The sequence below is a fragment of the Bacillus cereus group sp. MYBK5-2 genome (assembly GCF_051915685.1).
Classification (GTDB): Bacteria; Bacillota; Bacilli; order Bacillales; family Bacillaceae_G; genus Bacillus_A; species Bacillus_A cereus.
The window spans coordinates 215,978-232,168 of the sequence record NZ_JBQAFE010000001.1 but is presented as its reverse complement, the minus strand read 5'-3'; the positions used below and the strand labels follow the sequence as shown (position 1 = coordinate 232,168).

The window sequence follows — 16,191 nt, the reverse complement described above, 5'->3', positions numbered from 1 at the left end:
TCTACTTTAACACAATTATAAAAAAGGCCTCATTACTGGGGCTCTCAAAAAATAATACGAATAAATGAATTAAAACAAATAATAGATAACTAAAATAGGAGTCGACAATCGTTATTTTCTTCTTATTTCTAAAGCAATATGGATATATCTTCTTAACTTCATTTGGATTGTACAAGCAAAAGAAGACATCTTAATTGATGTCTTCTTTTTTTATAGTTTTATGAATTTTTTTGAGCAGCTGCTCTCCAATCACGAAAAGATGTTGGGCGTCCAGAAAAAGCTCTTTGCTTTGTAACAGATGGTTTTTCTTCAGGAGTCATTGTTTTTTCTTTAAGAGTCGCTGGTTTTTCTTTAAGCGTCACTGATTTTTCTTCAAGAATAGTCACAGTTGTTTGCATTTTCTCTAACTGTTCTTTCAACAATTGTTGTTCAATCTTTAAATCCGTAAGTAAACGTAAAATCATCTCAGAATTAGCCATAAGATCCTCCTTCCCCCAATACACAGAATAAAATACAATATGTAGAAGACAAAATTCCGGTGACAAAAATAAGATCGTCAACTCTTTTTAACTTCCAAAATCCTTTTATTTTTTTAAGGACCTGCTCCATTCACCCTTAAAAACATAAATTAAATTAAATCCATTAATAAATGGTCTTTATGGAAGGAGGAGTTAATATGGGCTATGGAGGTAGTTGTGGTGGAGGCTGTGGTTTCGGCGGCGGATTTGCCTTACTTGTTGTGCTCTTCATCTTATTAATCATCGTTGGCGCTAGCTGTTGGGGCGGCGGATTCGGCTGCTAAGGAGAGGCACTCTTGAGAGTGTCTTTTTTTTGATATGTGACTCATATACATATTGCTCATAATTTCCGTTCTGGGGATAGTATACAGCATCCCCCTAATTAATAGTTGGTTCAAATCGATGTAATTCTTTTAAATATAGGTTAACACTATATTTCTCAAGGAATAAAACAACTTAACATGGTAAAATAATAGTTGGATGGGAGTCCAATATATTATTAAAATTAAGATGGTTCAAGTCGAAGGAAGGCACCTTAGGGTGTCTTTTCTTTATGAAAAATATCTAACTATCAACCTTTTCTTTATGACTTCTAACATCAACAAAGGGTGATACAAACTATTACATATGTTTGTACCACCCTTTATTGATGCGTTTAGACTTCACAGTTGTTGAAGTTGTTGAAGTTGTTGAAGTTTTAGACTTCTCCCTTAGTGTACCCATATTATTAGAACATCCTGTAATCTGTAGACAAAATGTAGCTAATAAAAACAATATTAATAATTTCTTCAATAAATCCTCCTACATGCATAAAACACCATATGTTACAAAACAAACATAACATCAACTCTTTATAAAAACAATATAATCCTCGGTCCTTAAGCTATCTCTTAACATAGGAGTACCGCCACAAATCCATTTTTAAAATATCCCCTACTTAAGGAATTTGTAAGTATCAAGTAAGAAAAACGAGAGCTTTGCTTCGTATAATCAAAATATAAAGTGAAGGAAGAAAGATTATTTCTGGGATTAATATGCATGTGACAAGAGAAGAAAGCTACGTTTTTTTAGAATAATAATATGAGTATGTCCAAGTTTTGGAGATTGCTTGCAAATATTTTGAAGTTTTCGCACCAGAATTCTAATTACCATACCTGTTTTTTACCATCACATATTGGAGGTTAAAACATGAATAAAAAAAAGAAAATACAAAGATCAATACTTACCTTTCCCCTCCTCTTTTCTTTAGGCGTTTCATCTTTCCCGCTTACCACAACTATTCACGCAGATACACACGAGGAACAATCTGCTGAAAAGAAACTAGTCTCTTTAACGGAGCTTACATCATTATTTTTTGAATATCTCCAGCAAAGTAAATATGCAGAGGCACTACAGTTGACGTCTACTGCTTTTCAATCCAAGTTTACAGCAACCACATTACAAAACTGGTGGACACAAAGTGGCTGGAGCGGGATAAAAAGCATGGGAACCCCTGTGATAAAAGAACGAAACTTGGTCCATCAGACGGTAGAAATTCCAGCAGCTACCGAAGGAACTACCATACCACTACTCCTTAAATTCACACCTGGCGGGAAAGTAGATGAAATTGGAGAAAGGCCACCCGAGGAATCTTTTACCATCCCCCATCCTAGCTATGATCAACCTAACTCCTATCAAGAACGTGAAATCGTCATTGGAAATTCTACCTATCCGTTACCAGCGACATTAACAGTTCCGAAACATAAGCGTGGTGAAAAGCTGCCCGTAGTTGTTCTTGTTCATGGTGCTGGCATCCATGATCGCGATAGCACATATATGGGAACAAAAATCTTACGAGACATTGCGGTGGGCCTTTCATCCAACGGAATTGCAGTGTTGCGCTATGAAAAACGCACCTTAGAACATGCATTAAAGATGAGTGCAGAACCCATTACGTTAGACCGTGATACTACAGATGATGCCATATATGCAGCAAAATCAGCAGCGCAGCAGGAAGGCATTGATCCAAATAATATTTTCATTCTTGGACATAGCCTAGGAGCTGGCACAATGCCGCGTATACTGAGCAAAGCGCCTTCCTCACTTGTCCGAGGAAGCATCTTACTCGCACCACCTGCACGCCCTTTGACTGAAATTTCCATTGATCAGTATGAATACCTTGGGGCGTCAAAGGAAGAAATCGATGAACTAAAAAGACAAGCTGCTTTTATTCAGGATCCTACTTTCAATCCTGACCATCCTCCAGCTGGCTACAATTTTGGGTCACCTCATTTTATGTATGATGTTTCTAGGTGGCGTCCAGTTGAAGAGGCAAAATCACGAAAAGAGCCTTTACTCATTCTGCAAGGAGCACGCGATTATCAAGTAACAGTAAAAAACGAATATACAAAATGGCAGAAAGGACTTTCAAACCGCGGGAATGTTCAGTTCAAAAAATACCCGAAATTGAATCATTTCTTCACGGAGGGTGACGGGGAATTAAGTCTTCCTAGTGAATACGAAATCCCTGCTAACGTTCCCGAATACGTCATCCAGGACATTATTACATGGGTTAACGAGACAAAAAAATAAGAAAACATCAAAAGCCTTCATGCAATCATCATTGCGTGAAGGCTTTTTGAAACTAGTGATTTAGAGATAGCTATTACTTTATATAATATTTGCCCCAAAACGAAAAATTAGAGTCTTTTATAGCAATGAAGTTCATTTTAGGAGCAACCTGCTCTGTGAGCTTAACGGTGATGGGCGGTACCCCTAGAATAAAAAACAAGAGTAGTTAAAAAGACTACTCTTGTTTCTTTTCTTTCTCTTCTTTTTCAATTTCAGATACCGATTTTGCTGGTTTTTTAATCATTTTATCTAATTCCCCAGAACAACCAAACTTATCCTCAAATTTATCTGTAGTACTTATACTTGCATCAAACCATAATTCCTTATCATTATTTATATATCCTTCTACAGAAGGAACTCCCATTGGACTTACATCTTTTTTTGTAAACGTAATCGATTTTACACCTTCGATATTATAATGAATATACTTTTCTACTCGTGCCTCTTGTACTTTCCAAAACTCTTCTTCTTTTTCTTTTTGTTTTAAGTATTCCATAGTAAAATATCCTCCTGCTATGAGTATCACAGCAGATATAACCAAAATCATTGCTTTCTTCATTGGAAATCTCCTTATAAAAAGCCTACCAATGTATTTTTCTTAAAATGGGATAGAGAAGACAAGAATAGTACAAAGACTACTCTTGTTTCTTTTCCTTCTCTTCTTTTTCAATTTCAGATACCGACTTATCAGGTTTTTTTATAAGTTTATCTAATTCCCCAGAACATCCAAAATCATCTTCAAAATTTTCCGTAGTACCTATACCAGCATCAAACCATAATGCCTTATCACCATTTATATAACCTCTTATATGAGGAACGCCCATTGGACTTACCTTATGTTCTCTAAATGTAATCGATTTTACATCTTTAATATTATAGTGAATATACTTTTCTACTCGTTCTTTTTGCTCGTTCCAAAACTTTTCTTCAATTTCTTTTTGTTTTAAATATTCCATAGTAAAATATCCTCCTGCTATGAGTATCACAGCAGATATAACCAAAATCATTGCTTTCTTCATTGGAAATCTCCTTATAAAAAGCCTACCAATGTATTCTTCTTAAAATGGGATAGAGAAGACAAGAATAGTGCAAAAACTACTCTTGTTTCTTTTCTTTCTCCTCTTTTTCAATTTCAGATACTGATTTTTCAGGATCTTTTATAAGTTTTCCTAATTTCCCAGAACGCGTAAATTTGTCTTCAAAGTTTTCAGTTGTACTTATACTAGCTATAAAATCTAATTCTTTATTATTATTTATATAACCTTTTATATGAGGAACTCCCATTGGACTTACCTTATTTTCTGTAAATGTAATAGATTGTACATCTTTAATATTATAACGAATATACTTTTCCACTCGTGCTTCTTGTCGTTTCCAAAATTGTTCTTCTTTTTCTTTTTGTTTTAAGTATTCCATTGTAAAATACCCTCCTGCTATAATACAAATAATGGATAAAATAATTACCAATTTCTTTTTCATTTAAAATCCCCTTGTATTTGAATATAGTTAAAATATACCATGAAATGAGTTGAAACATATGAGTGAATTGAAAAAAAATCCAATTGCCACAGATGAAGATTATTTCGAACTATCAGATCAAGTTTATGAACCCGGAGTTTTAGAAATTGAAAAAGAAATAAAAGGTTCAAATAATAAAAAATGGGTAGTTATAGAGACATTTGATGCAGATAAAACAAAAGTAAAAAACGGATTACAAGCAATCGCTGTAGTACCTGCAAATAAGTATAAGCCTGGTAAAAAACAGTATGACGATGTAATCATTGCATTCCGTGGTACTGAATTTGATAGATTCGATGGAGATAAAACCACAGATATAGTTCAAATTACACTTGGACAGAAAAAGAACCTTGGTGTAGCAGGCGGAAAAGCTCCGACATCATTTGATAGTGCATTAGAATTTACAGAAAAAATTAAGAAAAAATATAATCCTACATCTATTCACACTACCGGACATAGTAAAGGTGCTGCGGAGGCTCAATATGTAGCAGCAGAAATGAATTGTTATGCAACAACATATGCTGCACCAAATATTTATAGATTACTAAGTGATAAAGCAAAAAAACGAGTAGATGAAGGCGTAATGGAAAATAAAGTAGTAGATTATACTCATAAAGAAGATGCTGTAGGAAATTTCAATCAATTTGGAGCACCTATGATTGGTAAACAATTTACAACGAAAAGTAATGGAACAGATAGTATTCTCGCGGCTGTATTTATGGGACAACATCCAATGTCAACATTTCTAGAAATGTTCCACAATAATGGGAGTGTTCGACTAGAATTAGAACCAGATGATATCATTCGTCATGCAAAAGAGATACAAAAAATAAGCGATATATTATCTGATATTATTAGAAATATAGAAAGATTTCAACAACAAGAAGAAGAGGAAGTTGCGAAATTAAAGAGTCAATTGAAGCATGAGACAGGCCCTGGAGGAAAATATCATCTGTTAGAAGAACATGAAGTAGATGAAGCAATTAGAGAGGTTGCAAAAATATCCCAAAACGGAAGAGACTATTTTCATGATGTACAACTAGCAGAAGAACTAATTCATCTTTTACGGAAAAAACAAAAAGAATTGATTCATTTTGGAGATGATATTGCTTATGCAGCTAATTCATTACGAGATAAAGATAATCAATTAGGAACAAATTTTGAAGGACTGGCGGCGAGATAATATGATGGATTTTATAGGGGAAATTCAAAAAATAGAGAAAGAAATAGAGAAAGCTACAGTTGGTGCAGTTGGAACTATTATAGATGAGTTGCAAGCTGTTAAAAAGCAATTAGAAAAAGAAATGCAACAATCACTTTTAAAAACTGATGTAGCATTCAAAACAAATAGCATAGTAGCAAGCCAAAAACATGCCATTCAAAAAAACAAAGAAGCATTTCATGATGTATGCAAAAGTTTATCTGAACAAGGAATTGAATTAAACAAAAGTTTTGAAAGCAAAACAGGTAGTGCAATAAAAGAAACATTACATAAACATCTCGATCAAATTCGGAATGAAATGATTTCTAAACAATATGATTTAATTAATAGTTGTGGAAAAAAATAAAAATTTCTATTATTATTTTAATCTATATATATACAAAAAAGTCCTCTTATGTAGGACTTTTTCTAATACGCGAATAGATGCTATATTATCAAGCATCGCTCCTGCTTCAATTCTATGTAGCTTTAATTCCTTAAAAGCAAAATCTACAACAAGTTGAAGAGCCTCTGTTGTATAGCCCTTTGCATTATGCTCCTTATCTAAAGTAAATCCCGTATAACAGCTTTGGAGGTCTCCCCTAACAATTTGGGTTAGTGAAATGTCTCCAATCAGTTTCTCTTAAAAAGATTCCGAAAGGGTATACTTGCCCTTCAGCTGTCTTTTTTAGAGCTTGTTCAAGACGTATTTTTTGATGTTCTTCTGTATAAAAAACTTCTGGGAGCAACGGGCAAACTCGTTGAAAAAATTCGCGATTTCTAATATGTAAGTTAGCTAACTCGTTAGCATCAGCAGTTTTATAAAGCCGAATATAAATGTGCTTCCCTACTAGTTTCATAACATCCCTCCAACATTTTTATATATCTAATGAGGAAAAAATATACCGTACACTATATACAGTTGGATATTATCAGGAATCATTTTGCACGAAAGAAAAGACACTCCATATGAGTGTCTTTTCCAATAGTTTTTAGCAGAAGCAAGAAGCTCCAACGATGATTAATAAAATGAATAACACGACTAATAAAGCAAAGCCTCCCGAGAAGCCACAACCGCCACAACTACCACCATAACCCATAATAGTTCCTCCTTTAGATAAGAGGGGAAAACTAAGGTTCACTCATGCATTTTAATGGATTCGTTTCATCTTATGTTTTTCCGCATTGATTGAGCAGGTCCTTTCGAAAACTATTCACATATTAACTATATTTTTAAAAATGAATAATTTAACTATACCAATAAATAGATTAATTAATATAATGTATTAATTCTAAAAGAAGGGAGGAATAGCCATGCAAGTAGTTTGTTTTAAAATAGTAAGTGGTCAGTATTTCTTATTTGTAGAAGGTATTCAAATTCCTGTACCAATTCCAGCAGTTGCTGCAGCTTTATTAATTGGTTTAGGAGTAATTCCACTTTGTTCTTAATGTAAGGAATTCGGATCATTCCTATCTTTCCATTAGAAAAGCCTCAAGTATATGAATACTTGAGGCTTTCTTTATATTAAAGAAAAAACACCTTACAACGCTTGAAGATCTCCTGATTTAACTAATGCAGCCGTTACATCATCACCGAAAGTATTGAGACAGAATACTTGCTCGTCTACCGTATCCATTACTGTAGCTTCACCTATCTTGCCACCTTTTGCAAGTACTACTCCCCCTATAATAGATGCTAGCCAATACGTTAGCTTCTTGTCCATCTTCATTTCCCCTGTCTTCGTTTAAATATCTTAACTAAAGAATACCATATTTAATTCCTTTTTATTGAAGAGTCTCTAATTTTTACTATAAAAAACGCACAAATCGTTTAATGTAAATATAATAACTTCATAATCATGACTATGCCTATTCTCATAACAGAATCTATATACGATGTCACTAAATCATCTGGTGAACTATTAGCGGCAGAACTTATTATAAGAACACACTCTCTCATTATTGGACTTTTAGTTATTAGCACAGCTTTGCATCGTTATTCTCAAAAAGGATAAATATTGTACATACCAATTCTTATGTATGAAGACAACCAAAACAAGTGTTACGAAAAAAATATGAAAAAGACATCTTTGCTAGGGAAAGATGTCTTTTTTATATAAACCTTAATGTTCGTTCTGTAAAACTCTCGCTTCCTTTACTCCTTCTTTCTCCTCTTTTAAGAATAACGATACGATAAATGCAACAATAATAAAGATTAACCCAAGTGCAAATGCACCTTGGAACCCTGAAGTTAAACCGTTTAACTTCTCTACTGGATCCAGTGGATTTGCGGAGCTTTCCATATACTTAGTTGTTCCTGAAGACATTTTCGAAATAAAGATAGCTGTACCAATTGCACCAGCTACTTGTTGCAACGTATTAAACAGTGCTGTTCCATGCGGATATAAATCTGGTGTTAATTGATTTAAACCGTATGTTTGTGCTGTCATGACAAACATAAGTCCAACCATTAATACGCTATGCATAATAATAATTTGTAACATTGATGTATCAGGAGTAATGCCTTTAAATAAGAACATTGCAATCCCTACTAACACAATGCCGGGAACGATAATAACTTTCGGACTAAATTTATCAAATAGTTTACCTGCAATTGGTCCCATTATAGCGCTAATAATACTTCCTGGAAGCATGATGATTCCTGACTTAAAAGCTGTAACGAGTAAAACTGTTTGCAGGAACATCGGTAATAAAGTCATCGTTGAAAATAACGACATCATCACAATGACAATTAATCCAACTGATAATGTAAACATCGGAACTTTAAATGCGCGTAATTCTAAAATTGGATTCTCAATTTTTAATTGTCGAACGACAAAAATACATAATGAGATAAGCCCAACAATTAAAGCGCCATATACTTTCGCATCGGACCATCCTAAATCACCTGATGCACTAAAGCTATACACAAATCCGCCAAATCCTAATGTCGATAAAAGGATAGATGGGTAATCTACTTTTGGCCTTGTTAACTCTGAAACATTTTGAATGTACTTCATCCCAATCATAATGGAAATGATCACGATAGGAATAACAATATAGAATAACCAGCGCCAATTTAATGAATCCACAATTACTCCAGATAATGTAGGACCAATTGCCGGAGCTGCCATCATCACAAGTGCGATTAATCCCATTGTCGCACCACGTTTTTCAGGCGGACAAATAATTAAAATCGTATTCATTAATAACGGTGAAATTAACCCTGTCGCTATAGCTTGGACGATACGGCCGATTAATAAAACAGAAAATGTTGGTGCAAATCCCGCAATTAATGTACCAGCTAAAAACGTTACCATAGCGATCAAAAACATTTGTCTCGTTGTGAGCCATTGCTGAAGTAACGCTGTAATTGGGACTAAAACCCCAACCACCAACATGTAAGCTGTAGAAAGCCATTGAATCGTTGAAGCTGTTACGTCAAATTCTTTCATTAATACTGTTAACGCATTACCAAGTAATGTTTCATTTAATAATGCAACCATTGCTCCTAAAAGTAACGCAATTAAAATGGGGGTATGTTTCAAATTAGAAGTATCAACTTTGCCACTTGCAGGGCTCTTAGTTGTCATATTCATTTACAGATTCTCCTCCTATTTCTTACTTAAAAAACTTTAAATATACCTAAACACATGTAATATAATATACATATGTAGATTAAAAAGGGAGAATCAATTTTCAACCACTGTATATTTAATCTACAAAAAAGGAGAATTGTAGATGAATGATAACGAAAAACAACTTGATTTACGTATTAGACGTACACATAAATTACTGTGGGATTCCTTATTTGAATTAATGACGCAATCAAAACAGAAATATAGTACGATTACGATTAACCAAATATGTGACCGCGCTATGGTACACCGAACAACCTTTTATAAACACTTTGAAGATAAAGATGCTTTATTAACATTTGGATTTAAACGATACGGCAAGATGATTGCTGAAATACCGGTTTCAGATCGATTAAGTAAACCATTTCAAGTAATGGAACAATTCCTACATCATGAAGAACTCGGTAAAATATTAGAAACGCAAATGTCTGATGAACAATTTATTACCCGTACACATTATTTAAGTCACGAAACGAGAAAACAAGAAATAGAAGCATTAAATCAACTTTGCAAAAACCATACGATACCAAATGATTTAATCATTGAGTTTTATTCAGGGGCAATCACCTCATTAAGCACATGGTGGTTTAAAAATAAAAAAAGCGTTTCTGCTGCTGAAATGGATAGGTACCTCCACCAACTCATTAATCGGGATGTTTTTCAGTTTGAAAAGGAATAAGACTACACCTTTTCAATCATTCAATCAAATTGACCACAAAATAGGAATATGATATATTTTCCGTAGAATACTATATAAGTATGACATCAAATAAAATGGCATATAATAAAAAGAAGAGATGCGCTAACATCTCTTCCCTAACTGCTACCGCTTAGGGTGGTGGTTATTATAAGCTATTTCTTTTTGCGGAACCCACCCTTTTGCTTGTGACGGCGCGGAGTGGGTTTTTTGTTGTCCTTATCCAGAAGTTGCTTCCGCAAAAAATACGCTGAAACTTCGTGCACAGTCGCTTTGACAAACTCTTTTACAAGGTCAAACAAAAACTCCATATTATCACCTCCTTTCCTTCCGAATAGAAAGAAGGGATAACCACCCACCCTCACAATATGCAGTTGACTTTATTTTATCAAATGATTGTAAAGATATTATGTAAACAAAACAAATGAAATTTTACATAGAAAAAAAGCCCCTCCAAACTGGGCTTTTTTTTATACATACTATTACTTCCCAATTGTTCTGAAAAAACCGTCGATAAATTTAAGTTACAAGTATTCAGAATTAATATTAAAATTAAAAATGGGGATAGGGGTATGGGCTTATAAAATTTATACATAACGAGGGAATAGAAATGAAACTACAATTAAAAGCGGATTTAATGTTACTACTAGTTACATTTTTTTGGGGTGCATCCATCCTACTTACAAAGCTTGGACTTGATGGCATAGAAGAATATAATTTAATTGCATTACGATTTATTATCGCTTTTCTTTTATCAGGTTTAATATTTTACAAACATTTATTCAAAGTTGATTTTAAAACTGTAAAATATGCATTTATACTTGCTTCTGTCTTATTTATCGTTTATATTTTCGCGACTTTCGGTACAAAGTATACGAGTGTTTCTAATGCTGGTTTCTTACTATGTCTCACAGTCATTTTCATTCCAATATTATCAGCTATATTTTTAAAACACATTCCGGAAAAGAAAGTTATAGTAGGAATCATTTTAACGATAATAGGAATCGGCTTATTAACATTAACGAGCGAATTCAAAATCGGTAACGGCGATATATTTTGCATACTGTCTGCCCTATTTTATGCGATCCACGTCATCATTACTGGAAGCGTAACGAAACATGTGAATTCCATTGCACTTGGAGTAGTGCAACTAGGTTTCGTCGGTCTATTTAGTCTTATTTTTTCATTCATTATAGAAACGCCAAAGCTTCCTAGCACAATCAACTCATGGCTCATCATATTAGCTTTAAGCATATTTTGCACCGCAGTCGCATTCATCGTGCAAGTAATTGCCCAGCAATACACTACACCTACCCATACAGGTCTTATTTTTTCATTAGAACCTGTCTTTTCCGCAGGCTTTGCTTTCGTCTTCACAGGTGAAACACTTACCGGGAAAGGATATTTAGGAGCGACACTTATATTAGTCAGTGTGTTGATTGCTGAAGTGGATTTTAAGAGTTTATTACGAGTTAATTATAAAAAGAATATGGAATAGATAAACATACCCCGAGAAAATATTTGTTACTATTATTTTCATTCTCTTTTAAATGAGACTTTTTTAGATGCTATCTTCGAATAAGATAGCATCTAAAAAATGTTAAAAGGAATTTTCTCCTGGTATCTTCTTATATTCTATGTAGGCATCTTTGACCTTTTCTACGTTCTTTAATTACTTACTGAATATAGTCATACAGATTTTTCGCTAACAATAAACAAGTTACTGTAATGAAAAGAGCACGAACATACCCACTGCCTTTTTTTATAGCGAATTTGGAGCCAACAATCCCTCCAGCAATTTGAGCAATCCCCATTATAAAACCATATGCATAGTTTACTTGCCCTACATACATAAACATCAACAATGCACCAACATTACTTCCTAAATTAAGAAGCTTCGCATTACCTGCTGCTTTTAAAAAATCATACCCAATAAATAAAAGAGAAAACATTAAAAATGAACCTGTTCCAGGACCTAGAAATCCATCATAAAAACCAATAGCAAAAACAAAAAAAGTAAAAATAATGACGTGTCGACCAGACAATTTCTTATGAGTGGAAATACTACCCCAATCCTTTTTGAATATCGTATAAATAGCGACCGCACCAAGCATAATCAACATCAATGGCTTCAGTACTTCTGGATTCATTAAATGAACGGTCCATGCCCCTATTATGGAACCTATGAAAGTGAGCGGAACTAATTTAAACGCCGATTTCAAATCAAGATTACCAGAACGATAAAACACAATATTACTAGTTGCACTTCCCATTGTCGATGCTAGTTTATTCGTAGCTACTGCACTTGCTGGATTCAGTCCTGTAAATAATAAAGCGGGTAAAGCAATGAGTCCACCACCACCTACAACTGAATCAATAAATGCAGCTAAAAATCCAAAAGCGATCAAAATCATTAATACAGATGGGTCTAAATAAAAATCCATACTATTAACCTCCCCTTTAGTCACTATTCGAATAGTAACTAATAATTTGCTAAATGTAAATAGTTATTGTAACGTTGAAATATAAAGTGAAACTTTAATCAGTGGGGGTTTGTTCACCTCCACTGATTATTAGCCTTCACCAATCGGGCTTTTACGGGCAGCCCGACCCCACCTAACTTCTTTGCTTCCGCTGAATTTTGAGGTGGGGGTCTTACTGCCCGTTAAAGCGGGATAAAAGCAAACATCGGAGGACGAAAAAAGTGGACTACATAGTGCAACAGCTTAAAAAAATTGGTTTCAATGAATATGAAGCTAAATCTTATGTATCTCTTGTTAAACAGGGGCCTGTCACAGCCTATCAAGTGAGTAAGGATTCGGGTGTCCCAAGAGCGCGAATTTATGAGATTTTAGGTAACCTTGTAGAAAAAGGAATTGTCATGAAGGAAGAAATAAATGACACCACTCGCTATTCACCTCTACCTGTTGAAATCTTTTTACAAAAGGCGCAATCAGAATGGCAGTCTACTTACGAAGGAATAAGTGATTCATTAAAAAAACTAGAAACTTCCGAGGAAAAAACGGATAATCGAGTCATTACTTTAAAAGACAATCAAACAATCATTAGCTACTGTCAGACATTAATAAAAAAAGCAGAACGACGTATTGTCATTTCAATGTGGGATGAGATGTATGAAGCATTAAAAGAAGATCTATCTGAAGTAGCTGATAAAGTTACAATACAAGGTATTACCCTACATGTTGAAAATCCCATTAAAAATCTAGAAGCCCATCGCATAACACCTTATACAGAAACCTTGTCTACAGAACATTGGTTTATTGTATCGATAGATTCTAAAGAAATGATTTATGGACCATCACTTGAAGAGCGTAATATTGCTTTTTATACAGATGACCCCGTCCATATATACTTATTAGAGGATTATGTATGGCATGATGTGTTAGTAAATCGACTTGTCCGACGTAACCAAGATGATTTGCAGCAGTGGATTACTGCAGAGAGAAAGTCTTTCTTTATGGGGAAATAAGTAGCATATTCAAGAGCAAACCAAAAGATTTGCGTATTAAACCTAACAACTTCTCCGTACAAAAATAGCCGACTATTATATAGTAAATATTCGGCTATTTTTGTATAAATTTATACAGACGCTGCCATTACCCCGGCGATTAATGAGATAAACGCTTCTCCCACTCTTTCACCTTTTCAATTGTTACATCTAATTTTTTAGCTATTTCTTCTACACTCATTCCTTTAAAGAGCATTCCAGCTGCCGAAAGTGCTTTATCAATTTCTTCTTGCTTCTCTTGTTCATATAAACGACCTACTTTTGTCATCCGTAACCACTCCTTTACCTTTTTATATGCCTTCTTCTATTTTATCATCCAATCTCCACAAACCGACCAAACTCCTTCATAAACCTCAGCTTAAAACTCCCCACAGGTCCATTCCGATGCTTCGCCACATGAATCTCCGTCATCTCTTTCTGCACCGTTTCCTTATCGTAATAATCTTCGCGATACATAAGCATAATGACATCCGCATCTTGCTCAATTTGTCCTGTCTCTCTTAGGTCAGATAAAAGAGGGCGCTTATCTTGACGCGACTCTACAGAACGAGACAATTGCGACAACGCTACTACACAAACATTTAATTCACGCGACAATAACTTAAGCCTCCGCGAAATTTCACTAATCTCCTGAAATCGATTGCTCTTATGCTTCGGATCGCCCATAATAAGCTGCAAGTAATCTACAATAATTAAAATCTTTTTATCCCCATGCTTCCTCTTTAACTTACGAGTTTGCATCCAAATATCTTGCACCGTAACACCTGCATTGTCGTAAATCTCAAATGGCAACTCACCAATCTCCGCAAACGCCTTACTTACCTTCTCCCAATCTTCCATCGCAAAACGATGCTTCGGATTTTTTAGCCTACCTCCTGACACTTCACCTATGCAAGAAGCCATCCTTTTTAACAATTGCTTACTACTCATCTCTAACGAAAACAATCCAACCGCCGCTCCAGACTTCGCCGCATGCAGTCCAACATTAAGCGCAAACGCAGTCTTCCCCATAGAAGGACGCGCACCAAGAACTATAAAATCACCTTCCTGCAATCCGCACGTCATCTTATTTAACGATGTATAACCAGTCTCAATACCAGTAATCTCTTTCACATCTTGATGAAGCCCCTCATACAAATCAACTAACGCATCCTTCAAATCAAACTCACATACAGAGTCTTTCTCCTCTAACTCACAAAGTGCCGTAATCGTCTCACCGATAACTTTCTCACTCTTCTCCGCAATAAGACGCTCTCCCATCTTGTGCCCGAGAACACCAGCCTGATACATTTTCCAGGCACCTCGAACAAGCCCCTCATAATAAGAGAAGTTGCTAGTAGTAGGCACACCATCCATTAACCCTATAAAATACTCCATTCCCCCGATCCCCTCTAAAAACTTCGGATCTACCCGAGAAATGAATGTCACAAGATCAATCGGTTGCCCCTCGCCTTCCATCTTTCGCATTAACTGAAATATAGACTTATGTACTGGCATAGAAAAATACTGCTCCGTCAAACGGCACTCCTTAATAAGCTCTCCATCAATTAATAGAGAACCTAACACCGTCTTCTCCGCCTCCACATTTTGAATACTCATGGCCGCCACCCGCGCTCCGCTAAAAAGCGCTGCAACTCTTCCTCAGATGGCGCATTCTTCTCCCACTCCTCACACCTCGCCAAAAACTCCTCCGTCTCCCCCGTACTAACAGACGACTCCTTCTTCCGAAACTTCGCCGTATCTGCCTCAACCTCACACACTTTCGTAAATCCTTTCCCGTGCCACCCTCTCAAAATCCCCTTCACATAAGCAATCGTCCGCTTATTATTCTCAAACGCAATTTGAAGAGCCTTCAGCACAAGCTCCTCTGACAAATCTTCCATCCACGCACTCAGTTCCTCCACCGCAAAAGGAGACAAACTACCGAAATGTTGCTCATAAAAAGAAAACACGCGACTTCCCGTTTCTTCCTCTACAACCTCTTCTTCCTCTGCCTCCTCGCAAACCGGCTCAACATCATCCACAGCCAAATCACCAGGCATACCGAAATGTGCTAAAAGCATCGGAACATTCAGCTCCTCCTCCGCGCACTTCTGAAGAAACATATGTACGAACTCCTTATTCTTCACACCCTTCAGCTCACGAAGCACACACTTCTCCACATTCGTATTTGTTACCGGATTATAACGAAGCCAATTTAAAACGAATAACTCCCGCGTGTCCGCATCATACAGAATCTTTCCATAATCAACAAAGCGCTGCACAAGCTTATCAACAGTCTCCCGATTATAACCCGTCTCCATCTCAGCTAAACGCTTCGGAAAAGGAAAAATCCCGCACTGCGTCGTCTTCGAACAAGTTAATAAGTAAACATAAAAATACCGCTCCTCCGGCGTCAAATCCAAAACAAAATCATCCTGCCAAAAATTCACCTGCACATTACGATACACCGCCATCCTAATTCCTCCCGTCTCCGTTCA

General features: G+C 35.6%; 21 protein-coding genes and 1 pseudogene. 9 read left to right on the top strand and 13 right to left on the bottom strand.

What is annotated here, in order from left to right; genetic code table 11:
- Nucleotides 1-218: 218 nt before the first annotated feature.
- Entirely contained in the window at nt 219-479 is a 261-nt protein-coding gene (locus ACTFP3_RS01300) for a hypothetical protein (protein WP_000013698.1), read from the bottom strand.
- A 197-nt stretch (nt 480-676) separates the two neighbouring features.
- Here ACTFP3_RS01300 and ACTFP3_RS01295 point away from each other — a divergent pair, with 197 nt between their 5' ends.
- Nucleotides 677-802 carry a YjcZ family sporulation protein gene (locus ACTFP3_RS01295; protein WP_000540377.1) on the top strand — a complete coding sequence of 42 codons (126 nt, stop codon included), beginning with the start codon at nt 677-679 and terminating at the stop codon, nt 800-802.
- A 904-nt stretch (nt 803-1,706) separates the two neighbouring features.
- Complete coding sequence (locus ACTFP3_RS01290) at nt 1,707-3,089, top strand: alpha/beta fold hydrolase (RefSeq protein WP_440009141.1); 1,383 nt, start codon at nt 1,707-1,709, stop codon at nt 3,087-3,089.
- 214 nt (nt 3,090-3,303) lie between these two features.
- Here ACTFP3_RS01290 and ACTFP3_RS01285 read toward each other — a convergent pair whose 3' ends face one another.
- From ACTFP3_RS01285 to ACTFP3_RS01275, 3 genes are all read right to left on the bottom strand, one after another.
- On the bottom strand, nt 3,304-3,687 hold the full coding sequence (locus tag ACTFP3_RS01285) for a DUF1433 domain-containing protein (RefSeq protein ID WP_063246238.1): 384 nt from the start codon (nt 3,685-3,687) through the stop codon (nt 3,304-3,306).
- Nucleotides 3,688-3,763: 76 nt separating this feature from the next.
- Nucleotides 3,764-4,147, bottom strand: a complete 384-nt coding sequence (locus tag ACTFP3_RS01280; RefSeq protein ID WP_326035695.1) for a DUF1433 domain-containing protein — start codon at nt 4,145-4,147, stop codon at nt 3,764-3,766.
- 76 nt (nt 4,148-4,223) lie between these two features.
- Nucleotides 4,224-4,607, bottom strand: coding sequence for a DUF1433 domain-containing protein (locus ACTFP3_RS01275; RefSeq protein ID WP_199630481.1), 384 nt, complete (start codon nt 4,605-4,607; stop codon nt 4,224-4,226).
- 58 nt (nt 4,608-4,665) lie between these two features.
- Here ACTFP3_RS01275 and ACTFP3_RS01270 point away from each other — a divergent pair, with 58 nt between their 5' ends.
- Together ACTFP3_RS01270 and ACTFP3_RS01265 are read left to right on the top strand one after the other, a co-directional pair.
- Nucleotides 4,666-5,829, top strand: coding sequence for a hypothetical protein (locus tag ACTFP3_RS01270; RefSeq protein WP_071740858.1), 1,164 nt, complete (start codon nt 4,666-4,668; stop codon nt 5,827-5,829).
- A 1-nt stretch (nt 5,830) separates the two neighbouring features.
- Nucleotides 5,831-6,214, top strand: a complete 384-nt coding sequence (locus tag ACTFP3_RS01265; protein ID WP_000968628.1) for a hypothetical protein — start codon at nt 5,831-5,833, stop codon at nt 6,212-6,214.
- A 12-nt stretch (nt 6,215-6,226) separates the two neighbouring features.
- Here the strand turns inward: ACTFP3_RS01265 and ACTFP3_RS01260 are convergent.
- Both ACTFP3_RS01260 and ACTFP3_RS01255 read right to left on the bottom strand, forming a co-directional pair.
- Nucleotides 6,227-6,707 (bottom strand): annotated as a pseudogene (locus ACTFP3_RS01260) (GNAT family N-acetyltransferase).
- Nucleotides 6,708-6,839: 132 nt separating this feature from the next.
- The gene (locus tag ACTFP3_RS01255; protein WP_000540375.1) at nt 6,840-6,947 is read right to left on the bottom strand and encodes a YjcZ family sporulation protein; all 108 of its coding nucleotides are present in this window, start codon (nt 6,945-6,947) and stop codon (nt 6,840-6,842) included.
- 214 nt (nt 6,948-7,161) lie between these two features.
- Here ACTFP3_RS01255 and ACTFP3_RS01250 point away from each other — a divergent pair, with 214 nt between their 5' ends.
- Nucleotides 7,162-7,296, top strand: a complete 135-nt coding sequence (locus ACTFP3_RS01250) for a hypothetical protein (RefSeq protein ID WP_001198456.1) — start codon at nt 7,162-7,164, stop codon at nt 7,294-7,296.
- A gap of 92 nt (nt 7,297-7,388) precedes the next feature.
- Here ACTFP3_RS01250 and ACTFP3_RS01245 read toward each other — a convergent pair whose 3' ends face one another.
- Nucleotides 7,389-7,571, bottom strand: a complete 183-nt coding sequence (locus ACTFP3_RS01245) for a hypothetical protein (protein ID WP_049108295.1) — start codon at nt 7,569-7,571, stop codon at nt 7,389-7,391.
- A gap of 135 nt (nt 7,572-7,706) precedes the next feature.
- Between ACTFP3_RS01245 and ACTFP3_RS01240 the strand changes: the two genes are divergently transcribed.
- Nucleotides 7,707-7,862, top strand: coding sequence for a hypothetical protein (locus ACTFP3_RS01240; protein ID WP_180985045.1), 156 nt, complete (start codon nt 7,707-7,709; stop codon nt 7,860-7,862).
- 108 nt (nt 7,863-7,970) lie between these two features.
- Here ACTFP3_RS01240 and ACTFP3_RS01235 read toward each other — a convergent pair whose 3' ends face one another.
- Nucleotides 7,971-9,446, bottom strand: coding sequence for an MDR family MFS transporter (locus ACTFP3_RS01235; RefSeq protein ID WP_001057517.1), 1,476 nt, complete (start codon nt 9,444-9,446; stop codon nt 7,971-7,973).
- A gap of 142 nt (nt 9,447-9,588) precedes the next feature.
- On the opposite strand from ACTFP3_RS01235, the gene ACTFP3_RS01230 reads away from it, so the two are divergent.
- A complete protein-coding gene (locus ACTFP3_RS01230; protein ID WP_326035696.1) occupies nt 9,589-10,164 on the top strand; it encodes a TetR/AcrR family transcriptional regulator in 576 nt (191 codons plus the stop codon).
- 173 nt (nt 10,165-10,337) lie between these two features.
- On the opposite strand, the gene ACTFP3_RS01225 is transcribed toward ACTFP3_RS01230, so the two are convergent.
- Nucleotides 10,338-10,493: a hypothetical protein gene (locus tag ACTFP3_RS01225; protein ID WP_326035697.1), complete on the bottom strand. Its 156-nt coding sequence runs from the start codon at nt 10,491-10,493 to the stop codon at nt 10,338-10,340.
- 299 nt (nt 10,494-10,792) lie between these two features.
- Between ACTFP3_RS01225 and ACTFP3_RS01220 the strand changes: the two genes are divergently transcribed.
- Nucleotides 10,793-11,680: a DMT family transporter gene (locus ACTFP3_RS01220; RefSeq protein ID WP_242554816.1), complete on the top strand. Its 888-nt coding sequence runs from the start codon at nt 10,793-10,795 to the stop codon at nt 11,678-11,680.
- Between the two features lie 178 nt (nt 11,681-11,858).
- Here ACTFP3_RS01220 and ACTFP3_RS01215 read toward each other — a convergent pair whose 3' ends face one another.
- Nucleotides 11,859-12,626: a TSUP family transporter gene (locus ACTFP3_RS01215; protein ID WP_000348425.1), complete on the bottom strand. Its 768-nt coding sequence runs from the start codon at nt 12,624-12,626 to the stop codon at nt 11,859-11,861.
- Nucleotides 12,627-12,886: 260 nt separating this feature from the next.
- On the opposite strand from ACTFP3_RS01215, the gene ACTFP3_RS01210 reads away from it, so the two are divergent.
- A complete protein-coding gene (locus tag ACTFP3_RS01210) occupies nt 12,887-13,672 on the top strand; it encodes a TrmB family transcriptional regulator (RefSeq protein ID WP_098272335.1) in 786 nt (261 codons plus the stop codon).
- A 139-nt stretch (nt 13,673-13,811) separates the two neighbouring features.
- On the opposite strand, the gene ACTFP3_RS01205 is transcribed toward ACTFP3_RS01210, so the two are convergent.
- The 3 genes from ACTFP3_RS01205 to ACTFP3_RS01195 are packed head-to-tail and all read right to left on the bottom strand — an operon-like array spanning nt 13,812 to nt 16,167.
- The gene (locus ACTFP3_RS01205; RefSeq protein ID WP_000169783.1) at nt 13,812-13,979 is read right to left on the bottom strand and encodes a hypothetical protein; all 168 of its coding nucleotides are present in this window, start codon (nt 13,977-13,979) and stop codon (nt 13,812-13,814) included.
- A 44-nt stretch (nt 13,980-14,023) separates the two neighbouring features.
- Nucleotides 14,024-15,310 (bottom strand): replicative DNA helicase, encoded by a 1,287-nt coding sequence (dnaB, locus tag ACTFP3_RS01200; protein ID WP_440009135.1) that lies wholly within the window; start codon nt 15,308-15,310, stop codon nt 14,024-14,026.
- Nucleotides 15,307-16,167 (bottom strand): DnaD domain-containing protein, encoded by an 861-nt coding sequence (locus tag ACTFP3_RS01195; RefSeq protein ID WP_440009133.1) that lies wholly within the window; start codon nt 16,165-16,167, stop codon nt 15,307-15,309. The genes dnaB and ACTFP3_RS01195 overlap by 4 nt, the downstream gene beginning before the upstream one ends.
- Between the last annotated feature and the right edge of the window lie 24 nt (nt 16,168-16,191).

What these genes read in the sequence shown, in the direction of transcription:
- ACTFP3_RS01270 (WP_071740858.1), top strand. Translation starts at nt 4,666, where the DNA reads ATGAGTGAATTGAAAAAAAATCCAATTGCCACAGATGAAGATTATTTC.
- ACTFP3_RS01275 (WP_199630481.1), bottom strand. Translation starts at nt 4,607, where the DNA reads ATGAAAAAGAAATTGGTAATTATTTTATCCATTATTTGTATTATAGCA.
- ACTFP3_RS01285 (WP_063246238.1), bottom strand. Translation starts at nt 3,687, where the DNA reads ATGAAGAAAGCAATGATTTTGGTTATATCTGCTGTGATACTCATAGCA.
- ACTFP3_RS01240 (WP_180985045.1), top strand. Translation starts at nt 7,707, where the DNA reads ATGACTATGCCTATTCTCATAACAGAATCTATATACGATGTCACTAAA.
- ACTFP3_RS01220 (WP_242554816.1), top strand. Translation starts at nt 10,793, where the DNA reads ATGAAACTACAATTAAAAGCGGATTTAATGTTACTACTAGTTACATTT.
- ACTFP3_RS01235 (WP_001057517.1), bottom strand. Translation starts at nt 9,446, where the DNA reads ATGAATATGACAACTAAGAGCCCTGCAAGTGGCAAAGTTGATACTTCT.
- dnaB (WP_440009135.1), bottom strand. Translation starts at nt 15,310, where the DNA reads ATGAGTATTCAAAATGTGGAGGCGGAGAAGACGGTGTTAGGTTCTCTA.
- ACTFP3_RS01225 (WP_326035697.1), bottom strand. Translation starts at nt 10,493, where the DNA reads ATGGAGTTTTTGTTTGACCTTGTAAAAGAGTTTGTCAAAGCGACTGTG.
- ACTFP3_RS01215 (WP_000348425.1), bottom strand. Translation starts at nt 12,626, where the DNA reads ATGGATTTTTATTTAGACCCATCTGTATTAATGATTTTGATCGCTTTT.
- ACTFP3_RS01295 (WP_000540377.1), top strand. Translation starts at nt 677, where the DNA reads ATGGGCTATGGAGGTAGTTGTGGTGGAGGCTGTGGTTTCGGCGGCGGA.
- ACTFP3_RS01280 (WP_326035695.1), bottom strand. Translation starts at nt 4,147, where the DNA reads ATGAAGAAAGCAATGATTTTGGTTATATCTGCTGTGATACTCATAGCA.
- ACTFP3_RS01205 (WP_000169783.1), bottom strand. Translation starts at nt 13,979, where the DNA reads ATGACAAAAGTAGGTCGTTTATATGAACAAGAGAAGCAAGAAGAAATT.
- ACTFP3_RS01250 (WP_001198456.1), top strand. Translation starts at nt 7,162, where the DNA reads ATGCAAGTAGTTTGTTTTAAAATAGTAAGTGGTCAGTATTTCTTATTT.
- ACTFP3_RS01290 (WP_440009141.1), top strand. Translation starts at nt 1,707, where the DNA reads ATGAATAAAAAAAAGAAAATACAAAGATCAATACTTACCTTTCCCCTC.
- ACTFP3_RS01255 (WP_000540375.1), bottom strand. Translation starts at nt 6,947, where the DNA reads ATGGGTTATGGTGGTAGTTGTGGCGGTTGTGGCTTCTCGGGAGGCTTT.
- ACTFP3_RS01300 (WP_000013698.1), bottom strand. Translation starts at nt 479, where the DNA reads ATGGCTAATTCTGAGATGATTTTACGTTTACTTACGGATTTAAAGATT.
- ACTFP3_RS01265 (WP_000968628.1), top strand. Translation starts at nt 5,831, where the DNA reads ATGATGGATTTTATAGGGGAAATTCAAAAAATAGAGAAAGAAATAGAG.
- ACTFP3_RS01230 (WP_326035696.1), top strand. Translation starts at nt 9,589, where the DNA reads ATGAATGATAACGAAAAACAACTTGATTTACGTATTAGACGTACACAT.
- ACTFP3_RS01195 (WP_440009133.1), bottom strand. Translation starts at nt 16,167, where the DNA reads ATGGCGGTGTATCGTAATGTGCAGGTGAATTTTTGGCAGGATGATTTT.
- ACTFP3_RS01245 (WP_049108295.1), bottom strand. Translation starts at nt 7,571, where the DNA reads ATGGACAAGAAGCTAACGTATTGGCTAGCATCTATTATAGGGGGAGTA.